This is a genomic window from Lysobacter panacisoli, from assembly GCF_009765165.1.
GTDB lineage: Bacteria > Pseudomonadota > Gammaproteobacteria > Xanthomonadales > Xanthomonadaceae > Lysobacter_J > Lysobacter_J panacisoli.
On sequence record NZ_VLNU01000001.1, the window covers coordinates 19689 to 46163 of the forward strand.

A 26475-nucleotide genomic window follows, 5' to 3' on the forward strand; every position below is an offset into this window, starting at 1 on the left:
GCGGCGCCGAGGCTGTTCAGCCGGTGACGGCCAGGCGCAGGGGGACGACGTGGGTCCGCTCGGTCGGGTAACCGAACAGGTAGCCCTGTCCGTAGGTGCATCCCAGCTCACGCAGCGTGGCGCGCTGGGCTTCGTTCTCGACACCCTCGCCGATCGTATGGATGCCGAGCGTGCCGGCCAGCGCCTGGATCGCACGGACCACGGCCACGCTTTCGGGCTGGGTGTCGCCGACCAGGCCGGAAACGAAGCTCTGGTCGATCTTCAGGCACTCGATCGGGAAGCGATGCAGGTACGACAGCGCCGAGAAGCCGGTGCCGAAGTCGTCCAGCTGCGCCAGCACGCCGTGGCTGCGCAGGGTACGCAACATGCGCAGCGCGCGCGGGACGTCGTCCAGCAGCGCGACCTCGGTGATCTCGATGCGCAGGCGGTGCGGGTCCGCGCCGGCCTGATCGATCATTCGCAGCAGGCGGTCGGCGAAGTCCGGCGAGCGGAAGTGCCGCGGCGAGACGTTGACCGAGATGTAGCCCTCGCCACCGCGGGCGAGTTCGTCCATCACCTGCGCGTAGAGGATCCAGTCGACCTCCTCGATCAGGCCGCTGTCCTCGCCCACGCCGATGAATTCGCTGGGCGTGAGCAGGCCGCGCCGTTCGTGGCGCCAGCGCAGCAGCGCCTCGTGGCCGATCACGCGCTGGTCGTCCAGGCGCACGATCGGCTGGTAGAACGCGACGAAGCCGTCGCCGTTGATCGCACGACGCAGGTCGGCTTCCAGGTCGAGGATGCGCACCGCTTCCTCGCGCATGGCCTCGTCGAACACAGCCCACCGGTCGCGGCCGGCGGACTTGGCCCGGTACATCGCGGCATCGGCGTCGCGCAGCAGCTCGGCGCCGCTGCGGTAACGCGAGTGCCACAACGCGATGCCCAGGCTGGCCGACGGGAACACTTCGCGGCCGGCGATCCAGCACGGCTCACCGAGCGCACGCAGCACGCGCTGCGCCAGTTCCTCGGCGACCTGCGGGCCGTCGATGTTCTCCACCAGGATCGCGTACTCGTCGCCGCCCAGTCGCGCCACGGTGTCGCCGGTGCGCACGGCATCGACGATGCGGCGACCGGTCTCGATCAGCAGCTCGTCGCCGGCCGAATGGCCGACCGAGTCATTGACCAGCTTGAAGCGGTCCAGATCGAGGAACAGCACCGCGAAGGTGCGCTGCGGGTCGGCATGCGCATGCGCGATCGCCTGCGAGAGGCGGTCGAGCAGCTGGCTGCGGTTGGGCAGGCCGGTCAGCGCGTCGTGCATCGCCTGGTGGGTGAGCTGCTGCTCCACGCGCAGGCGCTCGCCGATCTGCGAGAGCAGTTCCGCATTGGCCTGCGCCAGCTCGCGCGTGCGCGAATCCACGCGCTGTTCCAGCTCGGCGTGCGCGGTGATCAGGCGATCCTGCGACTGCTTGCGCGCCAGACCGATCGAAATGTGGTGGGCGACGAAGGTCAGCAGTTCCTGGTCGCGCACGGTGAAGGCGATCGCCGGCGAATAGCTCTGCACGGTGATCACGCCGACGACCGCTTCGTTGCGGAACAGCGGCACGCCCAGCCAGCAGTGCGCGAGCGAACCGCGACTGCGCAGCAGTCCCTGCGCTTCCAGCGCGGCGATGCGCTTGCGGTCGGCCAGCAGCGGGCGACCACGCGCGATCACGTATTCGGTCAGGCCCGAGGCCAGCCTGCGGCTCTCGCGGATGGAATCTCGTTCGTCGATGGAGTACGGGAACTCCAGGCGTTCGCCGTCGTCGGTCAGCAGCGCGATGTAGAAGTTGCGCGCGTACAGCAGGTCGCTGACGACGTCGTGGACCTGCGTGTAGAAGCGCTCCAGCGTTTCCGACGTGATCGACAGCTCGGCGATGCGGAACAGCGCGCGTTGCAGGCGCTCGGCGCGCTGGCGCTCGATGATCTCGGCCTGCAGGTCGCGGTTGCTCAGCTGCAGCGCCTGGGTGCGTTCCTCGACGCGGCGTTCCAGCTCCTCGCGGGCGTGGAAGCGGTCGAGCGCGGTGAGGATGTGCTGGGCGACGAACGCGAGCAGCGCGCGTTCTTCCTCGCCGTAGACGTCGGGGCGATCGTAGCTCTGCACCACGATCGCGCCGCAGATGCGGTCGTCGCGGCGCATCGGCACGCCCAGCCAGTCCTCGCTGTCCGGTCCGTGGCGGATGTCGCGCGCCACACCGAGGCGTTCGCGGATCTCCGCCGACGGACCCTGCAGCGGCTCGCCGTGGCGCAGCAGAGCGACGGTCACGCTGTTGGGCATCTCCTCGATCGGGATGTCGCGTTCGGGCTCGGCGACGTAGGTGTCGCGCTGATCGGCGAAATACAGGAAACGCAGGCTGTCGCGCACGTCGTCGTACAGCACGATGTACAGGTTGGCCGCGTACATCAGGCCGGCGACGACGGTGTGGATCCGGCGCAGCATGTCGGCCAGTTCCAGGTCCGAGCCCGCCAGATCGGCGATCTCGAACAACGCCTGCTGCAGGCGTTCGGATTTTTCCAGCGACTCGGCGCGTGCCAGCGTGCGCAGCGCGACCAGGTGCGCGCCGATGATCTGGCGAGCGAGCCCCATCCACATCGTGCGCGCATCGGTGGCGAGCGGTCCCGGCAATTGCACGGCCAGGCCCACGCGCACGCCTTCGGAAGTGGTCCAGCTGTCCTCGATGCGGTGCGAATGCAGGCCGACCGGATCGCGTGCCAGCAGCGACTCGGCACGATTGGCGAGGATGGTGGTCGCGCCCTGCGACGCCGAACCGGCGACGACCACTCCCTGCGGGTCGCGCCACAGCACGGCCACTTCCGAACCCGCCGGCAGCGCGGCCTGCAGGGTGTCCGCAAGCGCGTCACGCCCACTGCGGGCGTCGACGATTCTTACGGCCTTTGGCCTGGTGCGGTTGGACACTGCTGGAAAAGCCCCTGGGCGGACGGGGCAGGATAGCGCGGCAATTCGTCGCCGTGCTCAACCCCATCCAGAACTGCGACCCGTTCATCCGAATATGGACCTCGCGATCCCCCTCGCGGCTGGGCACCCTGCCCGCCCTCCGCGCTTCACGCCGGCGCCCGCAACCCGTACCCTGCCGCGGATGAACTCGGGCGCGGACACCGGCGACGACGTATTGATGCTGGCCTGGGCGGCCGGCGATACGGCGGCGTTCGAGCTCCTGTACGCCCGCCACCGGGGCCCGCTGTACCGTTTCCTGCTGCGCCAGCTGCGCGATGCGGCACTGGCGGACGAGTTCTTCCAGGACGTCTGGCAGCGAGTGATCGCCGCGCGTGAAGGCTGGAAACCCGAGGCGGCGTTCAGGACGTGGCTGTTCCGGATCGCCCACAATCGCCTCAACGACCATTGGCGCGGACTCAAGCATCGCCCGCCAACGCCCGAGGACGGCGACGAACGCGCCGCGCGCGTCCCCGACCCGAGCAGCCCGGAGCGCGAGCTGTCGGAATTCGAGCAGCGCCGCCGATTGCAGCTCGCCATCGAAGAACTGCCGGACGAGCAGCGCGAGGTGGTGCTGCTGCGACTGGAACAGGAACTGAGCCTGGAGGAAATCGGCGACATCACCGGAGCCGGCCGCGAGACGGTGAAGTCGCGGCTGCGCTATGCGATGGACAAGCTGCGCGCGAGATTGAACGAATGAGCCGTCCCGACCACGAACCGCTGAGCCCGGAAGAACGCGCGCTGGCCGAACGCCTGGCGCGACTGGGCCCGCACGACGGTCCCTCGCCCGCGCTCGACGCGAAGATCCTCGCCGCCGCGCATGCCGCCGTCGCGCCGAAGCGCCGTCGCCGCTGGCTCGGCCTGACCGCCATTCCGGGCAGCCTGACCACCGGCGCCGGCATGGCCGCCGCGCTGGTCGTGGTGGTCGGCGTGGTCTGGCAGTTGCGCCCGTCCAGCCCGACGCCGCAGGTGCCGCGCGAGGAAGGCGACATGGGCTATGTCAGCGCGGAGATCCTCGAACGCGCACCGCCCGCACCCGCACCCCCGCCGCCGCCGATGGAGGCCGCCAAGCCCGCGCGCGCCCTGCAGGCACCGGGCGTCGCCCGTGCACCGGCACGCAAGCAGGAAGCGCCCGCCGCCGCGAGCATCGCGCACGACGACCACTACGTCGACGAAGCCATCGTCCATGCGCCGGCCACGGTCGCCGCCGACACCGCCGCGACCGGCGCCGCCGCGCCTGCGCCCTATGCGTCGCCGGTGTTCGCACCGACGCCTTCGCCCGCGTTCGCACCGCCGCCGCCCGCGCCCGTCGCGCAGGCCGCGGCGGAAGCCGAAATGGACGCGCGCGAGGACATGGCGCGTCGCCAGGTTTCCGCCGAGTCCGCGTCGCGCGACCGCAGCGAAGCGGCCGCCGCCGCATCGGCCAAGCGCGCCGCGGTGGCAAGCGAGTCCGCGTCGCCGGCACTGGACCGGATTGAAGTGACCGGCAGCAGCCTCGCCGGCGTGCCGGTGGACGAGGACCTCGAGTTGCCGCCGGACGAATGGATCGAACGCATCCGCGCCCGCCGCGACGACGGCGACCTCGACGGTGCGCGCGAAAGCCTCAAACGCCTGCGCGAAGTGCATCCGCGCGTGCGCGTGCCGCACGATCTGCGCGCGCTCGCCGCGCCCGCGGCGCGATGAGCAGCACGCTCGTCGGCGAGGCCTCGTTCCTGCTCGAGGTCAAGCACAGCCGTTTCCTCGTCAACGCCGCGCCGGTCGAATCGCCGGAGGACGCGCTCGCCTTCGTCGCCCGCGTCGGCGACCCGGCCGCGACGCACAACTGCTGGGCCTATCGGATCGGCAACGAATACCGCTTCAACGACGACGGCGAACCGGCGGGCACCGCGGGACGCCCCATCCTCGCCGCCATCGACGGACAGGGCCTGGACCGGGTCGTCGCGGTGGTCACGCGCTGGTACGGCGGGATCAAGCTCGGTGCGGGCGGCCTCGTGCGCGCCTATGGCGGCAGCGCGGCCGAATGCCTGCGCACGGCGCCGCGCCGCGAGCTGGTCGTGCAGGTGGAGCTGGAGTTCGCCTTCCCGTTCGCCGACACCGGCACCGTGCACGCGGTGTTCGCGCAATTCGGCGCATCGAAACTGGACGAGCGCTTCGAGGCCGAGGGCGTCCGCCTGACCGTGCGCCTCGCGGCCGATCGCGCCGACGACTTGAAAGCGCGCCTGCGCGACGCCACCCGTGATCGGGTGCGTCAGGTCGAATAGGCCACGACCCGCAAAGCCCCGGGGGTTCGTACCCACGGAAACCCCGGACGAAGCCGCCATACTTCCGCCATGACCGACGCTTCCCCCGCCAAAGCCCCCATCGGCAGCCTGCGCACGCTGTGGCCGTTCGTGCAGCGCCACCGCACGCTGTTCTTCGCCTGGCTGATCGCACTGGCGGCGTCGAGCAGCGCCACCCTGAGCCTGCCGGTCGCGTTCCGCACGATGATCGACCAGGGCTTCGCGCAGAGCGCCGCCGGCGCGGGTTCCGGCGCGATCGATCGCGCCTTCCTGCTGCTGTTCGCGGTCGCGGCCGCGCTCGCGCTGGCGACCGCCGCCCGCTTCTACTTCGTCTCGCTGCTGGGCGAACGCGTGGTCGCCGACCTCCGCCGCCAGCTCTACGCCCACCTGATCGGACTCGATGCCGACTTCCACGACCGCACCCGCAGCGGCGAACTGGTCTCGCGCCTGATCGCCGACGCCGAACTGCTGCGCAGCGTGGTCGGATCGAGCATGTCGGTCGCGCTGCGAAGCTCGGTGACGGTGATCGGCGGCCTGGCGATGTTGTTCGTCACCAGTCCGCGACTGGCTGCTTTCGCGCTGGTCGGCATTCCGCTGGCGGTGCTGCCGATCGTGGTCGGCGGTCGCCGCCTGCGGAAGATCTCGCGCGCCAGCCAGGACCGCATCGCCGACGCCAACACGCTCGCCAGCGAAACCCTCGGCGCGGTGCGCACGGTGCAGGCGCACGCCCGCGAGCCGTACGAACTCGGTCGTTTCGGCGCGGCACTCAAGATCGCGGTGGATACCGCGCGCCGCCGCATCCAGGCGCAGGCATGGGTCACCGCCATCGCGATCCTTCTGGTGTTCGGCGCGATCACGCTGGTGCTGTGGTCCGGCGCGCACGACGTGATGGGTGGCCGCATGACCGCCGGCACGCTCGCGCAGTTCGTGCTGTACGCGCTGATCGTCGGTGGTTCGGTCGGTTCGCTCGCCGAAGTCTGGAACGAACTGCAGCGCGCCGCCGCCGGCATGGGTCGCATCACCGAGCTGCTGTCCGAACACGCGAGCATCGCCTCGCCGTCGCAGCCGCAGGCGCTGCCGCCGGTGGTGCGAGGCGAACTCGCCTTCGACGATGTCACGTTCCACTACGCGATGCGTCCCGACGCCCCCGCCCTGGAAGGCTTCAGCCTGCGCGTGCGTCCCGGCGAGACGGTCGCGCTGGTCGGCCCGTCCGGCGCCGGCAAGAGCACCGTGTTCTCGATGCTGCTGCGCTTCCACGACCCGCAGTCGGGCGACATTCGCATCGACGGCGCCGACATCCGCCAGCTCGACCTCGCCACGTTGCGCGAATCCATCGCGCTGGTGCCGCAACAGCCGACGATCTTCGCCGCGAGCGCGCGCGAGAACATCCGCTACGGCCGCCTCGAAGCCGACGACGCGCAGATCGCGCGCGCGGTCGAAGCCGCGCACGCCGCCGATTTCATCCACGACCTGCCGCAAGGTCTGGACACGGAACTCGGCGAACGCGGCGCGCGCCTGTCGGGCGGCCAGCAGCAACGCATCGCCATCGCCCGCGCGTTGCTGAAGGACGCACCGATCCTGCTGCTGGACGAAGCCACCAGCGCACTCGATGCGCAGAGCGAACGCGCCGTACAGCAGGCACTGGAAGCGCTGATGGAAGGCCGCACAACGCTGGTCATCGCGCACCGCCTCGCGACCGTGCTCAAGGCCGACCGCATCGTCGTGATGGACCGCGGCCGCATCATCGCCGAAGGCACGCACGAACAATTGCTGGCCGAAGGCGGCCTGTATTCGGAACTGGCGAAGCTGCAGTTCCTGGATTGACGCTTGGTCCGGCGTCGCGCTGGCGGCTTCAGGACGCTGGCACGATGACGATGCGCTGCTCGCTGATCTCGACGCGTACGTCCGCGCCGATGTCGAAGCCGGCTTGCCGAAGCCAGTAGCCGCGCAGGCGCAGAAACGGAACCGCAGGCGGCCACGGGCGGCGATCACGTCGGCATTCGTAGTGACTCGCGCTGATGCGAAGCCGGCGCGATGCGGGCGGGGTGCGTGACTTCATGACCTGTGTTTCCTCGTGGTTCGCCGCTTTTCGCCCTTTGAAGGGCGGCCGAGCACTTCAACACCGCCAACACACGGCCCCCAGTTTTCCCCGCCATGACGGGTGTTGTATCGCTGGGCGCTACTCGGCCATCGAAAACCATGAGTGCAAGGCAACACCGTTGCCATTGCGAAAAGTGTGTTGGAGGCGTGTTGAGCACCTGCGGCCAAACTATCCGTCGCGACCGAACGTCCGCAATCCACGTTGGCGCAGAAGATTTCTCCCCTGCGCCGCACTTTGACGCCTCGCCCTTCCAGTTGTCCGATACAGGCCGCTGTTGCATGCTCTGCCGAAGCCTGCATGGCGGGCCACCCGCGAAGCACGCTCCAGGGGACGACACGATGCTCAAGCACTTCATGATCGCCGCGTTGGTCGCCGCCGGCCTGTCGGCCTGCGTGCCGCGCACTTCCTCGAACGGGGCGAACGAACTCGCCGCCGAGTACGAGCGCCAACTCCATCAAGCCGGCAACCAGCTGGCCCGCATCGAAGTGCAGTCCGACCTTACCGACGAACAGCAGGCGCGCTTCGACGCACAGCTGAAGAAATGGGAAGAGCAGTCGGCCCGCTACGATGCCCTGCTCGACCGCTGGGAGCGCGAACGAAAGCAGCCATGATGGCGTCGAGGTAATCCAGCATGTTCGGCCCTTCCCGCGCCACGCTCGAACGCCAACTGGCGGAACTTGAATCGGCCATTTCGGCGCGCGGGCTCGCGCTGGTCGGCGACGGCGCGACGCCGGAGCGCCTGCTGGCGGATCTGCATCCGTTGACGACGCGATCGGTCGAGCTGAAGCGGCGCATTCGCCAGAAGACACCGTGGCGAACGCTGGCGAAGCGGCGCGACGAACTCAAGCGCACCCTCGCCGCACTTCCCCCGGGTCGCGAACGGCAACGCGCCGAGATCGAGTTCCTCGACCTCGACAGCTACCTGACACTGAATCCGAAGCGGCGGCCGATGACGCTGATCGCGCTGGTGCTGTTCGCTGCCGTGGTGTTCGTGATGGTGGTGCTGCCGCCACTGGTCGTGGACTGGCTCGCGCCCTGAAACGCTACGTCGCGGTTACGGCTCAGGCCATGCACGCGACATCAGTCCGCCCAGCGCGAAATCGCGCGGCAGCGTGCCGTAGGCCAGTCCGTGGTCGCCGCCGATGCGCGTGGTGCAGAACGCGTCCGCCATCGGGTTGTCGGCGCGCAGCAGCAGGCTGGCCTGCAACGCCAACGCCAGCGCTTCAACCCAGCGCCGCGCTTCGGCTTCGGGCAGCACGGCTTCGCCTTCCAGCACCGGGCGCAGCTCCTTGAACTCCACGTCGAAATCCGGATCCAGGTGCAGCGCGCCTTCGAGTTCGGTGAGTAGCGCGCGGCCGGTCTCCGGTTCGCGCTGCAATGCGCGCAGCACGTCCAGGCACTGGATGTTGCCGCTGCCTTCCCAGATGGAGTTGAGCGGCGCCTGCCGGTACAGGCGCGGCAGCATCGAGTCCTCGACATAGCCCGCGCCGCCAAGGCATTCCTGCGCTTCGTTGACGAAGCCCGGCGCGCGCTTGCACACCCAGTACTTGCCGATGGCCGTGGCGATGCGCGCGAATGCGGCCTCCTGCGAGTCGTACGGCGCGCGATCCACCGCACGCGCCACGCGCATGGCGAACACGATCGCCGCTTCCGCTTCGACCGCGAGGTCTGCCAGCACGTTGCGCATCAGTGCGTGATCGGACAGGCGCTTGCCGAACGCGATGCGATGATGCGTGTGGTGCAGCGCCTGCGCGAGCGCCATGCGCATTTCCGCGGCGGCGCCGAGCATGCAGTCCAAGCGCGTGAGCATCACCATCTCGAGGATGGTCGCCACGCCGCGGCCTTCGTCGCCGACGCGGTAAGCCCATGCTTCCATGAACTCGACTTCCGACGAGGCGTTGGACCAGTCGCCGAGCTTGTCCTTCAACCGCATCAGCGCGAAGGCATTGCGCGTGCCGTCCGGCCGCCAGCGCGGCATCAGGAAGCAACTCAGCCCGCCCGGCGCCTGCGCGAGAACGAGGAACGCATCGGACATCGGCGCGGAGAAGAACCACTTGTGCCCGACCAGCCGATACTCGCCGTCCGCACCGAGCGGCGTGGCGACGGTCGCGTTGGCACGCACGTCGCTGCCGCCTTGCTTCTCGGTCATGCCCATGCCCAGCGTGATACCGAGCTTGTGTTCGCTGGCGATGTCGCGCGGGTCGTAGTACGGCGAGACCGCCTTGGTTTCCCAGCCCGCGAGCTCCGGCGCCTGGCGCAGCACGGGAATCGCGGCGTGGGTCATGGTCAACGGGCAACTGGTGCCCGGCTCGACCTGATGGTGCAGGTAACTCAACGCGGCACGCGCGACGTGCGAGCCCGGACGCAGCTGCGACCACGACAATCCCGCGACGCCGTGCTCGATCGCCGCCTGCATGATGCGGTGGTAGTTGGGATGGAATTCGACCAGATCGATGCGATGGCCGAAGCGATCGTGCGTGCGCAGGCGTGGACGGTCGCGGTGCGCGTCGAAGCTGAGGCGATAGAGTTCGTCGCCGGCGAGCGCGCCATAGGTGGCGAGCATGTCGGTGAATTCACCGCTGCCCTCGCGTTCGACGGCATCGCGCAGCGCCACGTCGTCGCGCCACAGGTCGCGCGGCGCGAACTCCGGCGGCTGGTTGTCGACGCGGTGCGTCGCGAACGGCGGCAGCGGTTCCATCTGCGACTCCGGCCCGGGCATGGACCGATTCTAGGCCCAGCGACGGGTCAGGCGGTCTCGTCGGCCAGCCGGTCCGGAACCGGCGGTTGTGCCGCCGTTGCGGAAAGCGCGGACAGGAACCCCGGTGCCAGGGCGAACGTGTCCAGCCAACCGCTGCGGGTACCGGTGAGCACGCGAAGCATCTGCCCGCGTCCGCCCGGCAGGCGCGACATCGGATGGAACAGGCGGTCGCGCAGCACGGCCAGGCGGTCGTGCTCGGACTGGAACAGCGGCGTGAGCCAGCGGCTCCACAGGTGGTACATGCGCAGGTGCGCGCGACGGCGGCGCTGATAGTCGGCGAAGGCCGCGGGCAATCCGGCATGGGTGCGCAGTGCGTCGCGCAGGGCCTGCGCATCGACCAGCGCCATGTTCACGCCCTGCCCCAGCTGCGGGCTCATCGCGTGGGCGGAATCGCCCATCAGCACCGTGCGTCCGCGATGCCATTGCCGCAGCACGGTGTCGCGGTAGCGCGCCTGCGCCAGCCCCGTCGGAACCGCGGTGTCGTGCAGCAGCCCGGCCGCCTGCGGCCATACGGATTCGACCTCGCGCCGCCATGCATGCTCGTCGTTGGCCGCGTCGGCCAGCGACGCGGTCGGCAGGCTCCAGAAGAAGCTCAGGCGCGGCACCGGGTCGCCGGGGCGGGTGCCCACCGGCAAGAGGCCGGCCATGCGCCGTGCGCGCACGTAGCGTTGGCGAAGCTCGTCGCCGATCGGCCAGTCGCGCTGCGCGACCAGGCACCACTGCGCGCCCCACGGATAGGGCCGGTCGAGTGCGGGCGTCGCGATCGAACCACGCAGGGCGGAGGCCGCGCCGTCGGCGACGATCAACAGATCGAAACCGCCATGCTCATCGCCGTGTTCGTCGCGCATCGTCGCGTTGTCCGGATCGATCCCGACGATGCGCCGCCCGCAATGCACGCGCCTGCCCTCTCGCCATGCGGCGTCGAGCAGGCCGAACAGCGCGCCGCGCTGCATGCCCAGCCCGAACAGGCGGGCGTCCAGATCGGCGTACCGCATGTCCATGACCGCGCGACCCTGCACGGTCTCGCCCAACAGGCGGCCGATGCGCGCACCGTGCGACAAGGCGGCGTCGAGCAGGCCCAGTTCCCACAACACCGACAGCCCGGTGGGCTGGAGCAGGAAGCCGGCGCCGACCGGACCGAGCACCGGCGCGCGCTCGAACACGTCGACCTCGTGGCCGTCGCGGGTCAGCAGCAGCGCGGCGGCCTGCCCGGCGGTGCCGTATCCGACGATGCCGATGCGCAGGGGCTTCAAGGCGACGACGTCCTGTCGGTTGCGGATGAAAAAAGGCCCCGCATTGCGGGGCCTTTCGCTCAAAGATGCGGGCTTGCGCCTGCGATCACGCCACGATATTGATGTTGGACGCCTGGGCGCCCTTCGGGCCCTGCGTCAACTCGTAACTGACGCGCTGGCCTTCCTGCAAGCTGCGGAAGCCCTTGGCGTTGATCGCGGAGAAATGCGCGAACACATCTGCGCTGCCGTCCTCGGGAGAAATGAACCCGAAGCCCTTGGCGTCGTTGAACCATTTCACGGTGCCGTACTGCATGTCCTTGTCAACCTCATGCTGGATGCGAGTCGCGCACGGCCGGATGCAGGCCCGAGCGCTGGACGAGTATGCAAACTGAACGCCGGCTTGACAATCATCTTTCGACAGGGGGGGCTAACAGGGCGGTGAGCAGCCCCGGCAGCCCGGCCGATGCGACGGCCACGTTGTCGAGCACGTCCTGCAGGGTGATGACCTCGTCCGGGTCCGGACCGGCGCCGGCCGCCCAGTTGGCGACAATCGCCAGACAGGCGTAATCCAGGCCGAGTTCGCGGGCCAGGCCGGCCTCCGGCATGCCGGTCATGCCGACCAGGTCGCAGCCGTCGCGGCGCATGCGGGCGATCTCGGCGCGCGTCTCCAGACGCGGTCCCTGGGTCGCGCCGTAACAGCCGTCAGCCACGAGTGCGACGCCGGCCTTCGCCGCCGCGGCGATCACAGAGTCGCGCAGCGAGCGGGTATAGGGTTCGCCGAAATCGACGTGCAGGACCTCAGTGCCGGGCTCCTCGCAGATCGTGGAGATGCGACCCCAGGTGTAGTCGATGAGCTGGTCAGGACACGCCAGCACGCGCGGGCCGAAGCGCTCGGTGATGCCGCCCACCGTGTTGAGCGCGAGCACGCGCGTGGCGCCGAGCGCCTGCAGCGCGGCGAGGTTGGCGCGGTAGTTGATCTTGTGCGGCGGCAGCGAATGGCCCTCGCCATGACGCGCGAGGAAGGCCACGCGGTGGCCGTCGAGCGTGCCGACGCGGATCGGGCCCGACGGCGCACCGAAGCGCGTGTCGGGCTGTTGCGTCTGCACGTCCTGCAGGTCGGCGAGTTTGTACAGGCCGGTGCCGCCGATGACGGCCAGTTCGATTGCGCTCATCGGCTCAATCCTTCAACGCGTAGATCGCCGGCAGGTTGCGGCCCTGCTCGTGGTAGTCCATGCCATAACCGAACACGTAGCGGTCCGGCACTTCCACGCCCACGTAGTCGGCGCACACGCCTTGCACGCACCGATCGTGCTTCTTCACCGCAAGCGCGGCGATGCGCACCTCGCGCGCGCCCTGCTCCAGGCACCAGTCGCGGATCGCGGCGAGCGTGTGCCCTTCGTCGAGGATGTCGTCGGCCAGCAGCACGCGGCGGTTCCTGAGCGGCGTCGCCGGACGGTGCTTCCACACCAGCTCGCCGCCGGACGTCTCGCCGCGGTAGCGCGTGGCGTGCAGGTAGTCGAACTCCAGGTCCAGCCCGAGCGCGCCCACTTCCATCGCCAGCTGCGCGGCGAACGGCAGGCCGCCGTGCATGATCGTCAGGTACACCGGCACGTCGTCGTTGCGGTAATCGGCGCGCATGGCGACGGCCATGCGCCGGATCGCCTGCTCCAGCGTGGCGCGGTCGAAGACGATGTCGGAGTTGGCCAGCGCCTTGGCCAGGTCGTGCGTATTGGCGACGGTTTCCATCAGGCCAGTCCTTCCTGTCGGCTGCGCGCGGCGCCGTAACGTGCATCGGCCAGCAGGCCGTCCCATCCCATCGCGCCGCGACCGATCAATCCGGCCAGCGCCATCGTGTTGAGCGTGCGGCCTTCGACCGCCGCCAGCGATTCCTCGACCAGCTGCGGGTGGCAGACGAGAACCACGTCGCATCCGGCGTCGTAGTGCGCATCGATGCGCGCCTTCACGCCGCCCGCCGAGAACGCCGCCTTCATGCCGATGTCGTCGCTGAAGACCACGCCGCGGAACTTCATCTCGCCGCGCAGGATGTCCTCGATCCAGTGCTTCGAATAGCCGGCCGGTTCCGGCGCGACGGCCGGGTACTTCACGTGCGCCATCATCACCGCGTCGGCCTTGGCGTCGATGCCGGCGACGAAGGGAATCAGGTCGGTGGCGCGCAGTTCGTCGAGCGAACGCGGATCGGCCGCGTCGTCGAAATGCGTGTCGGCCTTGACCGAGCCGTGACCCGGGAAATGCTTGAGCGTCGCCGCCATGCCCGCCGCGTGCATGCCGCGGATATAGGCGCGGGTGAATTCGGCGACGACCGCCGGATCCTCGGAGAACGCGCGATTGCCGATGGCGAGGTTGCCACGGCCCAGGTCCACGACCGGCGCGAAGCTCAGGTCCACGCCGCTTGCGCGCACTTCGTTGGCCATCAGCCAGGCGTGCTCTTCGGCGAGCTTCAGCGCGCCTTCGCGATCGTCCGCGTAACGCTTGCCGAAGCCTTCCAGCGGCGGCAGTGCGCTGTAACCCTCGCGGAAGCGCTGTACGCGACCGCCTTCCTGGTCCACGCAGACCAGCTGCGGACGCGGCGCGGCGTCGCGGATCGCGGCCGACAGCTCGGCGACCTGGGCCTTCGAGGCGAAGTTGCGGGTGAACAGGATGACGCCGGCACAGGCGTCGTGCTGCAGCCAGTCGCGCTCCTGCGCGGTGAGTTCGGTACCGGCGACGCCGATCACGAGCATGGGGAAACTCCGGAGGAAAGGGACCGCGCCGTCGCGCGGCGGGTCATTGTCGCGCAGTTGTCCGGCCGCGGCACCCGTGGCACGGGCGACGCGCTGCCCGGTTCAGCGAAGCGGTCAGACCTCGCAACCGTCCGGGCCACAGGCCGTGCCGTCCGGCGCGGGAGCGACCGCCGCGATGCCAAGCCGCGCGAACACGTCGCGGAACACCTCGGGCGTCTGCGCGCCCTGCACCGCCATGCGGCCATCGAGCACGAAGGTCGGCACCGCACGGATGCCCAGCGCCTGCGCCTGTCCGAGCTGGGCGCGCACCTCGGCGATGCCTTCGTCGGAATCGAGCATCGCGCGCACGCGTGCTTCGGACAGGCCGCCCGCGGCGCCGGCATCGACCAGCGTCTGCATATCGGCAAGGTTGCGGCCTTGCGCGAAATGCGCGCGGAACAGTGCTTCGCCGACCGCGTCGGCATCGCCTTCGCGGCCGGCCAGCCAGATCAGGCGATGCGCCTTGAGCGTACTCACCCGCACCTGGCCGCGGTCGAAGTCGAACGGCAGGCCTTCGGCGCGACCGGTCGCCTGGGTCTGCGACAGGATCTGCTCGGTGCGCTGCGCGCCGCCGAACTTCTGCTCATAGGCCTGGCGCAACGGCACCGGCGTTTCGTCGGATTCGGGATCGAGCTGGAACGCGTGCCAGCGGATTTCCACGTTGCGGCCGGCGTCGCCGACCTGCTCCAGCGCGGCGCGTAGGCGGTGCTTGCCGATCCAGCACCAGGGGCAGACCACGTCGGACCAGATGTCGATGCGCAGGGGTTTGTCGTTCATGGGATCGATATGAGGGCGTGGACCAGCTACGCAACCGTGCCGGCGCGCTCGTCCTGGCTCCATTGCGAGAACGGTCGCGTGGCCAGCGCGAGGTTGTAGTAGCGCGATGCGTCGGTGACTTCGGCGCCGATCCAGTCCGGCCGCGCGAAGATTTCGTCGGCCGACGACAACTCGATCTCCGCCACCACCAGACCCGCGTTGTCGCCGAGGAATTCATCGACTTCCCACAGGTGGCCTTCGTGCGTCACGTAATGGCGGCGCTTGTCGACCATGCCACCCACGCACAATGCGAGCAGGCCACGCGCGTCTGCGACGGGAATGGCGTAGTCGTACTCCTGCCGCGTGTGGCCCAGCTCGCGCGACTTGAGGTTGAGGAAGGCCTCGTCACCGGCAATGCGCACGCGCACCGACGCCTTCATCGCGCCGGAGTCCATCGCAGCCTGATCGTTGATATAGCCCTGCGCCATCGGCACGACCTTGTGCGCGGCCGCGCGCCAGCCATCGCCGGTGACGAGGAACTTGCGTTCGATTTCGATGCCCATGACGACCTCAGCGCTCGAACAGCGCGATGGATTCCACATGCGCGGTGTGCGGGAACATGTCCATCACACCTGCTGCCTTGAGCTTCCAGCCGCGTTCCTTGACCAGGAATCCCGCGTCGCGCGCGAGCGAGGCCGGGTGGCAACTCACGTAGACGATGCGATCGAACTGCTTGAGCGGCAGCTGCGCGAGCACGACGTCGGCGCCCGAACGCGGCGGATCCAGCAGCAGCTTGTCGAAGGGTTCCTTCATCCAGGTTTCGCCGGACAGATCCTTCGCGAGATCCGCGGCGTGGAACTCGGCATTGGCGATTCCGTTGTGCGCGGCGTTCTCGCGCGCGCGGCGCACCAGCCCCGCTTCGCCTTCCACGCCGACCACCTCGCGCACGCGGCGCGCCAGCGGCAGGGTGAAATTACCCAGGCCGGCGAACAGGTCGAGCACGCGGTCTTCCGGCTTCGGATCGAGCAGGTCGATCGCGAGCTGGATCATCCGACCGTTGAGGCCGGCGTTGACCTGGATGAAGTCGAGCGGACGGAACAGGAATTCCAGGTTCCACTGCGGCAGCGAGAACGCCAGCTTCGGCGATTCGGGCCACAGCGCATGCACGGTGTCGATGCCGCCGGGCTGCAGGAAGATGGCGAAGCCGCGCTGCTTGGCGAATGCGACCAGCGCATCGCGGTCCGCATCCGACAGCGGCACCAGGTGGCGGATCGTCAGCGCGACGCCGGAGAAATCGTCCTGCGCATCGCCCGCGATGAATTCGATCTGCGGAATCTCGCGACGCGCCTGAAGGCCGTCGACCAGCGCCTGCAGCGCCGGCAACGCTTCGCCGATGCGCGGGATCACGGTGTGGCATTCGCGGATGTCGGCGACGAAGCGCGGATCGGTCTCGCGGAAACCGACCAGGGTCTTGTCCTTCTTCTCGACGCGACGCACCGAGAACCGGCCCTTGCGGCGATAGCCCCACTGCGAGTCGGTCAGTGGCGCGAGGATGCGTTCGGGCGTGACATGGCCGATGCGCTCGAAGTTCTCCATCAGCACGCGCTGCTTGGCAAGGATCTGCTGGTCCTCGGCGTAGTGCTGCAGGGCGCAGCCGCTGCAGGTGCCGAAGTGCGCGCAGCGCGGCGTGACGCGTTCGGGCGCGGCGTGCAGGACTTCGACAGTCCTGGCCTCGTCGAAACTGCGGTGGCGGCCGGTCTGCGAGGCCATGACGCGCTCGCCCGGCAATGCGCCGGCAACGAACACGGCTTTGCCGTCGGGACGGCGGGCGACACCGCGACCGTCATGGGTCAGGTCGGTGATGTCGACTTCGAAGGGGGTTTGATCGATGCGGGCCACAGCGGCTGGCGACTACTACGCGAAAACGGGGCCGCGTATTGTCGCAGATCCAGCTCCCTCCCCTGCTCGCAGGGGAGGGTTGGGGAGGGGGTGCGATGCCGCGTCGCGGCGAGTTCGACGCTGGGCGCCTTAACCCCCTCCCGACCTCCCCCTGCAAACAGGGGGAGGAGAACGATCACTTCTGCCGCCAGCCGCCGCCGGCGTCCTGCACCCACCAGCCGGGACGGGCGCTGTCGATCCACTGGCGCGCGAACACGGCGCGGATCTGCTGCTCCCATTCGGGATGGTTGTTGGCGACCGCGATCTCGCGGTAGACGGCCTTGGCGTCGCGGCCCTGGTCGGCCACGGCCTGGTTCACCGCCACGCGCTGCGGCAGCGGGATCTTCGCCGCGTCGCGCACCGCGATGGTGCCGTCGTTGGCGAAGCCCAGCGCGCCCGAATCGAAATGCGCACGCAGCTGGCTGTCGAAGCGCGAACCCATGCGCGACTGGATCGCCTGGATCGCCGGCGTCTTGATGGTGATGTCGGGCTGGTCCTGCGCATGCGCGCTGCCGATGCCGACCAGGCCCAGCCAGTCGATGCGCGAGGCGAGCGTCGGCTGCGAGGCCGGCACGTAGGCGCTCTGCCCGCCCGGCTTGTCCTGCGGCTTGGACTGCTCCTGTTGCTGCGCTTCGTCGCCGATCACCTTCTCGACGAACTCGCGGGCCGCTTCCTTGGCCTCGGCGGCCGGGAAGTACACGTTGATCGTGACGCACGCGGACAGCATGACCGCGGCGACCGGAATCCCCATCCAACGGCGCATATGTGTTCTCCAGAACATTCGTTTGAACCCCGACAACTTACTCGAAGACCGGTTTCAGGTCGCCCGTGCTGGCCGCCTCAAGGCGCTCCATCAGCGTCGGCCAGTCCACCCGGCGGTTGAAGCCGACCACGCTCAGCCGCGGCAGGCCCGAACCCTCGACGATAATGAAGCCATTTCCGGCTGAACCCAGCCCATCCATCAGGCAGATTTCTTCGCCCAGCCGGCACGACAGGCCGATGCGCCGATAGCCGAAGTCGTCGAACAGGCCCAGCAACTGCGACTGCAGGCTGGTGACGAAGGACGCGTCGCTGACACTGGACAGGTCCTGCACGGCGCGCTGGCTGATGCGCTGGCGCACGCCATCGCGGCGCGCGGCGTCGCGGTCGGTGTGCAACTGCGCGTCGAAGGCGACCGGCTGCCAGTCGACCAGGCGCAGTCGATCGAAACGCCCGTCCAGCTTGCCGGTGATGGTGCCGAAGCCGAGCACGCCGGTCAGCGACTCCAGGTCGATGTCCTCGAACGCGATGTCCGACGACAGCGTCGGTGCGACACCAAACGGTCGCTCCATTGCCAGCGAAGACACCTGCACCGTGCCGCCGAACAACTGCACCGACAGCCCGCCCTCGAAGTCGAGTCGGTCGTCGGCGTAGCGCGCTTCGGGGATGAGGCCGGTGAGTTCGCCGGTGAAGGCGGGCCAGTCCAGCGCCTTGGCGAGCTGCGCGATGTCGAGCTTGTCGAGTTCCAGTCCGAAGCGGATGTCGAGCCCCTGCCCCCCCGACGGCGGGCGCAGGTGGAAGTGATCGATGGTGACGTTGCCGCCGAGCATCGGCATCGACATACCCTGGCGCAGCCGCAGTTCGCCGTCGATGCTCGCGAACGGCAATTCCGCGGCGCCGAAGTCCAGCCCGTGCAGCTTGCCGCCGTTCCAGCGCAATGCGCTGTCGACCTCCGTATCCGACGAGAAGCGCACGTCGCCTTCCAGTCCGGCAAAATCGAAACGCCCCTGCGGGTCGTCGATGTCCACCGCGTGCGGCACGAAATCGACGCGATGCAACTCGCCTTCATCCATGCGCAACGTCAGGTCGGCGGCGCCGCGCAGTTGCAGGTCGGCCAGGCCCGCGAGACCAAGGAAACCGGTGAGATAACCGTCGCGCAACCGTGCGAGGTCGAGGCTGCGCGCACGCACATCGAGTGAGCGCAGGCTGGCATCGCTACCGAGCGCCGCGCTGCCCTGCGCGGTCACGACGCCACTGTCGTCCCAGTGCCATTGCGGCACGCGCCACGCGCCCTGCGGCGTGGACGTCGCCACCAGACCCAATCCGATGCGCCGCTGCTGCAGGGCGAGGTAAGCATTGCCGAACAGCAGGTCGCCGCCATGCAGCGCACCGTCGATCGACACCTGCGTTTCCACGCCGAACGCGGCGTCGATGGCGAGGTTCGCGCCGAGGTTTTCGCCGGCAATGGTGCCGTCGGCGGTGTCGAACCCACCGCCGGTCAGCCGCAACGGACCGGTCACGCGCAAGGGTGCATTCGCAGGTGCGGCGATCGTGAGCTGGCCGTCCAGCGTGCCGGCTTTCAGGCGTCCATCAGCCCATGCCTTGCCGAGCAACGCCTGCGCCCAGGCCAGCGGCACGCGTGCGAGATCGATGCGTGTGAGGTCCGGCGCCGCGATGTCCCGATGCACGGCCATCGTGCTGCGGCCCTGGGTCAGGCGCGCGTCGGTGCGGGCGTCGTCGAGGTCGAGCGCCAGGCGCATCGACGGTCCGCGCCCGCTGCGCAGTTCGCCTTCACAAAACCATCGATTGCCCTCGTGCGAGAGTGGGCACTGCCAGGCGACATCGCGGAAGCGGTAGCCGAGTTCGGGGGCGTCGACCCGTTCGGCCTGCAACCGCAATCGTCCCTGGGCGGCGTCGGCCGGCCAGTCGAGCGTCACGCGCACGCCTTCCAGCGACGCGACGGCGGTACGTACCTTGGCGATGCGCGCTTGCACCGAACGGCCGCTCGCCTCGCCCGGGAACGCGATCGGCAGCAGCAGCGTGCAGGCCAGCAGCAGGCGTAAGATCGGACGCGACATCCGATCAGCATACCGACAGGACGCGAAATGCCGATGATGCCCGACACGCTTCCCCGCATCCTGCTGGTCGAGGACGACCCGACCAGCCGCACTTTCCTCGCGGCGGCGCTGCGCGCCACGCCCGCGGACGTGGATGCCGCCGACAGCCTCGCCGGCGCGCTCGCGCTCGCCTCGGCGCAGGACTATGCGGCGTGGATGATCGACGCGCGCCTGCCCGACGGCAGCGGCGAGGAACTGCTCTCGCGCCTGCGCCTGCGCCACCCCGCAACGCCCGCCCTCGCCCACACTGCCGCGCACGAGGCGACCATCCTCGATGGGCTGGTGCAGGCCGGTTTCGCCGAGGCGCTGACCAAGCCGATGCCCGCGGCCACGGTGCAGGGCGCGCTGCGACGCGTGCTCGGCATCGCGCCGCCGATTCCTGCCGCGTCGATTGCGTCGTCCATCGACGAGGGACTCGTCCTGTGGGACGACGAGGCGGCGTTGTTGGCGCTCAACGGGCATCGCTCGCACGTGGATACGCTGCGCGATCTGTTCGTCAACGAATTGCCGAACACGGTCTATGCGATCTCGACCGCGGCCGAGCGCGGCGACCTCGACTCGGTACGCAGCGACCTGCACAAACTGCGCGCGAGCTGCGGCTTCGTCGGGGCGCAGCGGCTGGCCGCCACCGTGCACGCGTTGCAGGATGAACCTTCGTCGGCGACGCGTTTGCAGGCCTTCGAACAGGTTGCGCGCGAAACGCTCACGCAACTGCCGGCGGCGACGGATCACTCCCCGGTGGTGTGACCGTCGCGCGGTGCCGCCACGCGGCCGAGTTCAGACAGCATTTCCCACGACTTCAGACCGCGCGGCCCGAGATGGTGCGCGAGCACGCCGCGCATGGCGCGACGCAGACCGGGCAGATCGTCGCCCTCGGGCAAGCGGTCGTCGGCGAGCGCGAGCAGACCGCGTCCCGTCGCCGCACTGCTGCGGTCGCCATGACCGCGATCGCTCAGCAGCCGGCGCGGACCGTGCTCCGGATCGAGGCGATAGCGCGCGGCGGGATCGATCGGATCGCCGTCGCCGTCGTGGTGCCAGTCGAAACCGAAACCGAGGGCCTCGAGCAGGTCGCGTTCGTAACGGCGCAGCGTCCACGCCAGCGGCTCGCCCGCACCGAGGCGCTGGCGGGCTCGCGCATAGGCGTCGTAGAGCTCGGGCGCGGGATCTTGGCGCGGTGCCAGGCGCAGCGTGAGTTCGTTGAGATAGAAGCCGGACAGCATCGCTTCGCCGCCGAGGCGAGGCGCGACGTCCATCGCTTCGGCGGTGTTCAACCGCGCCAGTTCGCCGGTCTGCACCGCGTCGAAGCGGATCCATTGCAGAGGCTGCAACGCCGCGCGCAATGCCTGCCGCTTCGGCCCCTGTACGCCGCGCGCGACCAGGCCGAGGCGGCCGTGGCGTTCGCTCAGTACCTCGACCAGCAGACTGGTTTCACGCCAGGGCCGCGCGTGCAGGACGAAGGCGGATTCGGCGGTGAGGCGCATCGCGTGCCGGGATTCGTGGATCGCGGCTCAGTCGTGGTATCCGAACGCACGCAGCGCGGCTTCGTCGTCCGACCAGCCCTCGCGCACGCGTACCCAGGTCTGCAGGAATACCTTCGCGCCGAACAGGCGCTCCATCTGCTGGCGCGAACGCGCACCGATCTCGCGCAGGCGCTCGCCACCCTTGCCGATGACGATGGCCTTCTGGCCGTCGCGTTCGACCCAGATCACCGCACCGATGCGCAGCATCGTGCCGTCGACCTCGAACTTCTCGATCTCCACAGTGGTCGCGTACGGCAATTCCTCGCCGAGCTGGCGCATGAGCTGCTCGCGCACCATCTCGCCAGCGAGGAAGCGCTGGCTCTTGTCGGTGATTTCGTCCTCGCCGTACAGCGCGGGCTGCTCGGGCAGCAGCGCGAGCGTGTCCTTCACCAGCGCTTCCAGCCCCTTGCGCCTGAGCGCGGACACCGGGTGCACCGCGGCGAACTCGCGTCCCTCGCTGACCTTGGCCAGGAACGGCAGCAGCGTGGCCTTGTCCTTGACGCGATCGACCTGATTGACCACCAGCACGACCGGCAGGCCGGCCTTCTTCAACGCGTCGAACGCGAGTCCGTCCTCGTCGTCCCACTGGCCTGCACGCACGACCAGGATCGCGGCATCCACGCCTTCCAGCGCGCCGCGGGCGGCGCGGTTCATCCAGCGGTTCATCGCGCGCTTCTGCTCGCGGTGGATTCCGGGCGTATCGACCAGAAGCAGCTGGCCTTCCGGGAAGGTGGCGATGCCGAGCAACTGATGACGCGTGGTCTGCGGGCGATCGGAGGTGATGCTGACCTTGGCGCCGACGAGCGCGTTGACCAGGGTGGACTTGCCGACGTTCGGGCGGCCGATGACGGCGACGTGGCCGGCGCGATGAGTGGGGGTATTCATGGTGGGAATTGTCGGCGCGTGGCGCGCCGGGAGCAAACGCCGCACGCTGTGGGCGACGCCGCAGCGATCAGGCTTCGTCGGACGCCGGCCCGGCGAGGCGCTCCAGCGCCGCTTCCGCCGCGATCTGTTCCGCGGCGCGGCGCGAGCTGCCCACGCCTTCGGTCACCAGCGCCGGCTGCGCCAGCGTGCAGGTGACATGGAAGTTCTTGGCATGCTCCTCGCCGGACTCGGCCAACAGCGCGTAGACCGGCAGCGGCTTCTGCCGCCCCTGCAGCCATTCCTGCAAGCGGGTCTTGGCGTCCTTGCCGACCTTGTGCGGCGGCGGCAGCGCGTCGATCGCGTCCTGGAACCAGGGCAGCACGGCGTCGCGGCAGGTCGGGAAATCCGAGTCGAGATAGATCGCCGCGACGACCGCTTCCAGCGCGTCGGCCAGGATGGAGTCGCGACGATGGCCGCCGGATTTCATTTCGCCGGGGCCCAGCGTGAGGCGCGCGCCCAGTTCGAGCGTGCGCGCGATCGGCGCCAGCGCCGATTCGCGCACCAGTTCGGCGCGGGCGCGGGTCAACGCGCCTTCGTCGGCGCGCGGCCAGTGAGCGTACAGCGCTTCGGCAACGATCAGGTTGACCAGCGCGTCGCCGAGGAATTCAAGGCGCTCATTGTGCGGAGCGCCGGCACTGCGGTGAGTCAGGGCCTGCTCGAGCAGGCCCGGGGTGCGGAAGCGGTGGCCGATGCGATCAGTCATCCGCACCGCGACTCAGGACCTGCTCGGCGTTGAAATGGCCGACCACGTCGATGTTGGCGATCAGCGGGCGACGCACTTCGTAGTCCACCGTGATGATGTAGCCCGTGTCGCGGCGCGCGATCTTCACGTTCTCCTGCTTCACGTTGTCGCTGTAGCTGACGTACAGGCGGCGGAAGAACAGGTCCTTGATGCGGCCCGGGTCCTTCTGGCTGATGCCCGCCTCCGACGAGAGCTCCTTGAGCGCTTCCTTGACCGCGAAGTACTCCGAATACATCGGCACCAGCTTCATGCCCATGTAGATGAACACGCCCACCACGGCCAGCACGATGATGAACCCGATCAGGGTCATGCCGCTCTGATTACGCTTCATTTCAACCACTCCCCCATGTGTCTGCTTCAAACGCCCGATGCGCCGCCATCCCCGACGGCGCGTGCGGGATTACCGGATGCTGTTGCCGATGCGCGAGGTATCCACGCCACCGTCGAAGTTCATCCAGATCAGGAACGCCTTGCCACGGAGGTTCGCCTCCGGCAGGAAGCCCCAGTATCGGCTGTCCTCGCTGTTGTCGCGGTTGTCGCCCATCACGAAATAGTGACCCGGCGGCACGATCCAGTCACCCTCGCCCTGGTCGAGGAAAGGCGAATTGATGCGCTCAAGGACGTTGTGCTCGCGGCCGAGCAGGTTTTCGCGCAGTTCCTCGGCGCCGGTCATCTCGGTGCCGTTGCCCTTGCCCTGGTACACGCCGACCTGGGTGTAGCCCAGGACCTGCCCGTTCACGGTGACCTGGTTGTCGTGGTAGCCGACGCGGTCGCCCGGCAGGCCGACCACGCGCTTGATCCAGTCCTGGTCCGGATGGTGCGGCGGGCGGAACACGACCACGTCCCCGCGCTTCGGCACGCCTAGGGCAACAACCTTGTGGTTGTTGATCGGCAGGCGCAGGCCGTAGGTGAACTTGTTGACCAGGATGAAGTCACCGGTCAGCAGCGTCGGCATCATCGAGTTCGACGGGATGCGGAACGGCTCGGCCACGAAGCTGCGCAGGATCAGCACCACCGCCAGCACCGGGAAGAACGCCTTGGAGTAATCGACGATCGCCGGCTCCTTGCCGTCGTCGAGCAGGCCCTGGCTCGCGGCGCGGCGCTTGGCGAGTACCAGCTTGTCCAGCAGCCACACCAGGCCGGTGACGAGGGTCAGGACGACCAGGGCGATTTCAAACCAACGCATGCATGCTCCTCGGGAGCCGGGATTCGGAATTCGGGATTGGACGACGGCAGGGCGGCGGACCGCCCGGCAGGCCGTCCCCCGACAAGCCTGCCGGAGCGAGCATAGCCGGGGATCTGCCCTTCGTCATTGCGACAACGGCCGACCCGGGGTCGGATTCGGGCGCGTCGTCCGCGGGCCCGTCACTTGCTGTCCACCTGCAGCACCGCCAGGAAGGCCTCCTGCGGGATCTCCACGCGCCCGACCTGCTTCATCCGCTTCTTGCCCTCTTTCTGCTTCTCGAGGAGCTTCTTCTTGCGGCTGATGTCGCCGCCGTAGCACTTGGCCAGCACGTTCTTGCGCATGGCCTTGACCGTGGACCGGGCGATGATCTGCGAGCCGATCGCGGCCTGGATGGCGACGTCGAACATCTGGCGCGGGATCAGCTCCTTCATCTTCTCGCACAGGTCGCGGCCACGGCGGTCGGCATGGCTGCGGTGGGTGATGATCGACAGCGCATCGACCTTGTCGCCGTTGATCAGCGTATCCACGCGCACGAACGGACCGGCCTCGAAACGCAGGAAGTGGTAGTCCAGCGAGGCGTAGCCGCGGCTGACCGACTTGAGCTTGTCGAAGAAGTCCAGCACCACTTCGGCCATCGGCAGCTCGTAGCTGATCTGCACCTGGCCACCCATGTACTGGATGCCGATCTGCACGCCGCGCTTCTCTTCGCACAGCGTGATCACGTTGCCCACGTAATCCGGCGGCGTGAGGATGTTGGCGCGGATGATCGGCTCGCGGATTTCCTCGACCATGTTCACCGGCGGCAGCTTGGCCGGGTTGTCCATCGGCACGATGCTGCCGTCGGTCTTGAGCACCTCGTAGATCACCGTCGGCGCGGTGCTGATGAGGTTGAGGTTGTACTCGCGCTCCAGCCGCTCCTGCACGATCTCCATGTGCAGCATGCCGAGGAAGCCGCAGCGGAAACCGAAGCCCATCGCTTCGGAACTTTCCGGCTCGAAGCGCAGCGCGGCATCGTTGAGGCGCAGCTTGTCCAACGCTTCGCGCAGGTCCGGATAGTCCTCGGCGTCGACCGGGAACAGACCGGCGAACACGCGCGGCTGCATTTCCTGGAAGCCCGGCAGCGGCTTGGCGGCGGGGTCGCCCGCCAGCGTCAGCGTGTCGCCGACCGGCGCGCCGTGCACGTCCTTGATCGATGCGTGGATCCAGCCCACCTCGCCCGCGCCAAGCTTGGGCAGGTCCTTTCGCTTGGGCGTGAACACGCCGACCTTGTCGACCTGGTGCGTGCGACCGGTCGACATCACCAGCAGCTTGTCGCCGGGCTTGATCTCGCCCTGCATCACGCGCACCAGCGAGACCACGCCGAGGTAGTTGTCGAACCACGAGTCGATGATCAGCGCCTGCAGCTTGTCGGTGTCGCGCGGCTTCGGCGGCGGGATGCGATGGACGATCGCTTCCAGCACATCCTGCACGTTGAGGCCGGTCTTGGCGCTGATCGCCACGGCGTCCTCGGCGTCGATGCCGATGACTGCCTCGATCTCGGCCTTGGCGCGCTCGATGTCGGCCGTCGGCAGGTCGATCTTGTTCAACACCGGCACGACTTCCAGGCCCTGCTCCACCGCGGTGTAGCAGTTGGCGACGGACTGCGCCTCCACGCCCTGCGCGGCGTCCACCACCAGCAGCGCGCCTTCGCACGCGGCCAGCGAGCGGCTGACTTCGTAGCTGAAGTCGACGTGGCCGGGAGTGTCGATGAAATTGAGGAAGTAGGTCTGCCCGTCCTTCGCCTTGTACGGCAGCGACACGGATTGGGCCTTGATGGTGATGCCGCGCTCGCGCTCGATCGGGTTCGAATCGAGGACCTGGGCTTCCATCTCGCGGGCTTCGAGGCCGCCACAGAGCTGGATGATGCGGTCGGCCAGGGTCGACTTGCCGTGGTCGACGTGGGCGATGATGGAAAAGTTTCTGATCTGCTGCATGCGGGGCCGCGCGAGGCTAGCCGGTTCCTTGAAAATCAACGAGAAATTATCGCACATGCGCAAGCGGCCTGGCACTTGACGCAGGGGACGGACGGCACGACCGTCGAAATGCCGGCTAAAACCGGCCTCGACCAAGTGCCCAATACAAGGACGCAGATCATGAAGTACTTTCTGGCGATTATGTTGCTTACTTTCTCTTTCACTGCTTCGGCCACGACCGTGGAAAAACCGACCTTGCAATCTATTCAGGCCGACATTACGGAAAAGACCGAGAGGCACTGCACTCCTCTGCAAAATGTGGCATTGAGAACAAAGGATAATCACGCGAATGTTGGGAATAAATCCCAAGATGGCGATTGTCCTGATGTTTGCTGCGTTGACATCAAGGGCACCCGATACTGCGGGCAGTGCACCTGCGCATGAAGTGCCCAACAAGCCGCCGAGG

General features: G+C 68.5%; 27 protein-coding genes. 8 read left to right on the forward strand and 19 right to left on the reverse strand.

Annotation, left to right across the window (positions count from 1 at the left end; all coding sequences use genetic code 11):
• Positions 1–16 precede the first annotated feature (16 nt).
• Positions 17–2929 carry a sensor domain-containing phosphodiesterase gene (locus FOF45_RS00075; RefSeq protein ID WP_233264009.1) on the reverse strand — a complete coding sequence of 971 codons (2913 nt, stop codon included), beginning with the start codon at positions 2927–2929 and terminating at the stop codon, positions 17–19.
• A 181-nt stretch (positions 2930–3110) separates the two neighbouring features.
• Here FOF45_RS00075 and FOF45_RS00080 point away from each other — a divergent pair, with 181 nt between their 5' ends.
• The 4 genes from FOF45_RS00080 (at position 3111) to FOF45_RS00095 (ending at position 7068) form a co-directional block, all read left to right on the forward strand.
• Positions 3111–3665 carry an RNA polymerase sigma factor gene (locus FOF45_RS00080; protein WP_158987091.1) on the forward strand — a complete coding sequence of 185 codons (555 nt, stop codon included), beginning with the start codon at positions 3111–3113 and terminating at the stop codon, positions 3663–3665.
• Entirely contained in the window at positions 3662–4648 is a 987-nt protein-coding gene (locus FOF45_RS00085) for a hypothetical protein (RefSeq protein ID WP_158982018.1), read from the forward strand. The genes FOF45_RS00080 and FOF45_RS00085 overlap by 4 nt, the downstream gene beginning before the upstream one ends.
• Positions 4645–5226: an IMPACT family protein gene (locus FOF45_RS00090; protein WP_158982019.1), complete on the forward strand. Its 582-nt coding sequence runs from the start codon at positions 4645–4647 to the stop codon at positions 5224–5226. Before FOF45_RS00085 ends, FOF45_RS00090 begins: the two co-directional genes overlap by 4 nt.
• Before the next feature lie 69 nt (positions 5227–5295).
• Positions 5296–7068, forward strand: coding sequence for an ABC transporter transmembrane domain-containing protein (locus FOF45_RS00095; RefSeq protein WP_158982020.1), 1773 nt, complete (start codon positions 5296–5298; stop codon positions 7066–7068).
• A 28-nt stretch (positions 7069–7096) separates the two neighbouring features.
• Here the strand turns inward: FOF45_RS00095 and FOF45_RS00100 are convergent, their stop codons facing one another.
• Positions 7097–7303 carry a SymE family type I addiction module toxin gene (locus FOF45_RS00100; protein ID WP_158982021.1) on the reverse strand — a complete coding sequence of 69 codons (207 nt, stop codon included), beginning with the start codon at positions 7301–7303 and terminating at the stop codon, positions 7097–7099.
• A gap of 380 nt (positions 7304–7683) precedes the next feature.
• Here FOF45_RS00100 and FOF45_RS00105 point away from each other — a divergent pair, with 380 nt between their 5' ends.
• Together FOF45_RS00105 and FOF45_RS00110 are read left to right on the forward strand one after the other, a co-directional pair.
• Entirely contained in the window at positions 7684–7956 is a 273-nt protein-coding gene (locus FOF45_RS00105) for a Rossmann-fold NAD(P)-binding domain-containing protein (RefSeq protein WP_158982022.1), read from the forward strand.
• A gap of 20 nt (positions 7957–7976) precedes the next feature.
• Positions 7977–8384: a hypothetical protein gene (locus FOF45_RS00110; RefSeq protein ID WP_158982023.1), complete on the forward strand. Its 408-nt coding sequence runs from the start codon at positions 7977–7979 to the stop codon at positions 8382–8384.
• A gap of 15 nt (positions 8385–8399) precedes the next feature.
• On the opposite strand, the gene FOF45_RS00115 is transcribed toward FOF45_RS00110, so the two are convergent.
• From FOF45_RS00115 to FOF45_RS00165, 11 genes are all read right to left on the reverse strand, one after another.
• Positions 8400–10064: an acyl-CoA dehydrogenase family protein gene (locus FOF45_RS00115; protein WP_425481871.1), complete on the reverse strand. Its 1665-nt coding sequence runs from the start codon at positions 10062–10064 to the stop codon at positions 8400–8402.
• Between the two features lie 26 nt (positions 10065–10090).
• Positions 10091–11356 (reverse strand): FAD-dependent oxidoreductase, encoded by a 1266-nt coding sequence (locus FOF45_RS00120; protein WP_158982024.1) that lies wholly within the window; start codon positions 11354–11356, stop codon positions 10091–10093.
• Positions 11357–11441: 85 nt separating this feature from the next.
• On the reverse strand, positions 11442–11648 hold the full coding sequence (locus FOF45_RS00125) for a cold-shock protein (RefSeq protein ID WP_158982025.1): 207 nt from the start codon (positions 11646–11648) through the stop codon (positions 11442–11444).
• Positions 11649–11742: 94 nt separating this feature from the next.
• Positions 11743–12507 carry an S-methyl-5'-thioinosine phosphorylase gene (locus tag FOF45_RS00130; RefSeq protein ID WP_158982026.1) on the reverse strand — a complete coding sequence of 255 codons (765 nt, stop codon included), beginning with the start codon at positions 12505–12507 and terminating at the stop codon, positions 11743–11745.
• Positions 12508–12511: 4 nt separating this feature from the next.
• Entirely contained in the window at positions 12512–13081 is a 570-nt protein-coding gene (locus FOF45_RS00135) for a hypoxanthine-guanine phosphoribosyltransferase (protein ID WP_158982027.1), read from the reverse strand.
• Positions 13081–14076: a beta-N-acetylhexosaminidase gene (gene nagZ, locus FOF45_RS00140; RefSeq protein ID WP_158982028.1), complete on the reverse strand. Its 996-nt coding sequence runs from the start codon at positions 14074–14076 to the stop codon at positions 13081–13083. Before nagZ ends, FOF45_RS00135 begins: the two co-directional genes overlap by 1 nt.
• A 114-nt stretch (positions 14077–14190) precedes the next feature.
• Positions 14191–14892: a DsbA family oxidoreductase gene (locus tag FOF45_RS00145; protein ID WP_199244410.1), complete on the reverse strand. Its 702-nt coding sequence runs from the start codon at positions 14890–14892 to the stop codon at positions 14191–14193.
• A gap of 26 nt (positions 14893–14918) precedes the next feature.
• Positions 14919–15434, reverse strand: coding sequence for a CYTH domain-containing protein (locus FOF45_RS00150; protein WP_158982029.1), 516 nt, complete (start codon positions 15432–15434; stop codon positions 14919–14921).
• Positions 15435–15441: 7 nt separating this feature from the next.
• Positions 15442–16770 carry a 23S rRNA (uracil(1939)-C(5))-methyltransferase RlmD gene (gene rlmD, locus FOF45_RS00155; RefSeq protein WP_158982030.1) on the reverse strand — a complete coding sequence of 443 codons (1329 nt, stop codon included), beginning with the start codon at positions 16768–16770 and terminating at the stop codon, positions 15442–15444.
• Positions 16771–16945: 175 nt separating this feature from the next.
• Entirely contained in the window at positions 16946–17572 is a 627-nt protein-coding gene (locus FOF45_RS00160) for a YdbL family probable chaperone protein (RefSeq protein WP_158982031.1), read from the reverse strand.
• 37 nt (positions 17573–17609) lie between these two features.
• A complete protein-coding gene (locus FOF45_RS00165) occupies positions 17610–19646 on the reverse strand; it encodes a translocation/assembly module TamB domain-containing protein (protein ID WP_158982032.1) in 2037 nt (678 codons plus the stop codon).
• A gap of 27 nt (positions 19647–19673) precedes the next feature.
• Between FOF45_RS00165 and FOF45_RS00170 the strand changes: the two genes are divergently transcribed.
• On the forward strand, positions 19674–20432 hold the full coding sequence (locus FOF45_RS00170) for a response regulator (protein WP_233264010.1): 759 nt from the start codon (positions 19674–19676) through the stop codon (positions 20430–20432).
• Here the strand turns inward: FOF45_RS00170 and recO are convergent.
• The 6 genes from recO to lepA form a co-directional block, all read right to left on the reverse strand.
• Positions 20414–21166, reverse strand: coding sequence for a DNA repair protein RecO (gene recO, locus FOF45_RS00175; protein WP_158982033.1), 753 nt, complete (start codon positions 21164–21166; stop codon positions 20414–20416). The two genes, FOF45_RS00170 and recO, sit on opposite strands and share 19 nt — an antisense overlap.
• Before the next feature lie 27 nt (positions 21167–21193).
• Positions 21194–22090 (reverse strand): GTPase Era, encoded by an 897-nt coding sequence (gene era, locus FOF45_RS00180; RefSeq protein ID WP_158982034.1) that lies wholly within the window; start codon positions 22088–22090, stop codon positions 21194–21196.
• Between the two features lie 67 nt (positions 22091–22157).
• Positions 22158–22832 carry a ribonuclease III gene (gene rnc, locus FOF45_RS00185; protein ID WP_158982035.1) on the reverse strand — a complete coding sequence of 225 codons (675 nt, stop codon included), beginning with the start codon at positions 22830–22832 and terminating at the stop codon, positions 22158–22160.
• A complete protein-coding gene (locus tag FOF45_RS00190; RefSeq protein ID WP_158982036.1) occupies positions 22825–23202 on the reverse strand; it encodes a DUF4845 domain-containing protein in 378 nt (125 codons plus the stop codon). The genes rnc and FOF45_RS00190 overlap by 8 nt, the downstream gene beginning before the upstream one ends.
• Before the next feature lie 69 nt (positions 23203–23271).
• A complete protein-coding gene (gene lepB, locus FOF45_RS00195; RefSeq protein WP_158982037.1) occupies positions 23272–24057 on the reverse strand; it encodes a signal peptidase I in 786 nt (261 codons plus the stop codon).
• Positions 24058–24236: 179 nt separating this feature from the next.
• A complete protein-coding gene (lepA, locus tag FOF45_RS00200; protein ID WP_158982038.1) occupies positions 24237–26030 on the reverse strand; it encodes a translation elongation factor 4 in 1794 nt (597 codons plus the stop codon).
• Here lepA and FOF45_RS00205 point away from each other — a divergent pair.
• Positions 25986–26453: a hypothetical protein gene (locus tag FOF45_RS00205; protein WP_158982039.1), complete on the forward strand. Its 468-nt coding sequence runs from the start codon at positions 25986–25988 to the stop codon at positions 26451–26453. The two genes, lepA and FOF45_RS00205, sit on opposite strands and share 45 nt — an antisense overlap.
• The last annotated feature ends 22 nt before the right edge of the window (positions 26454–26475 follow it).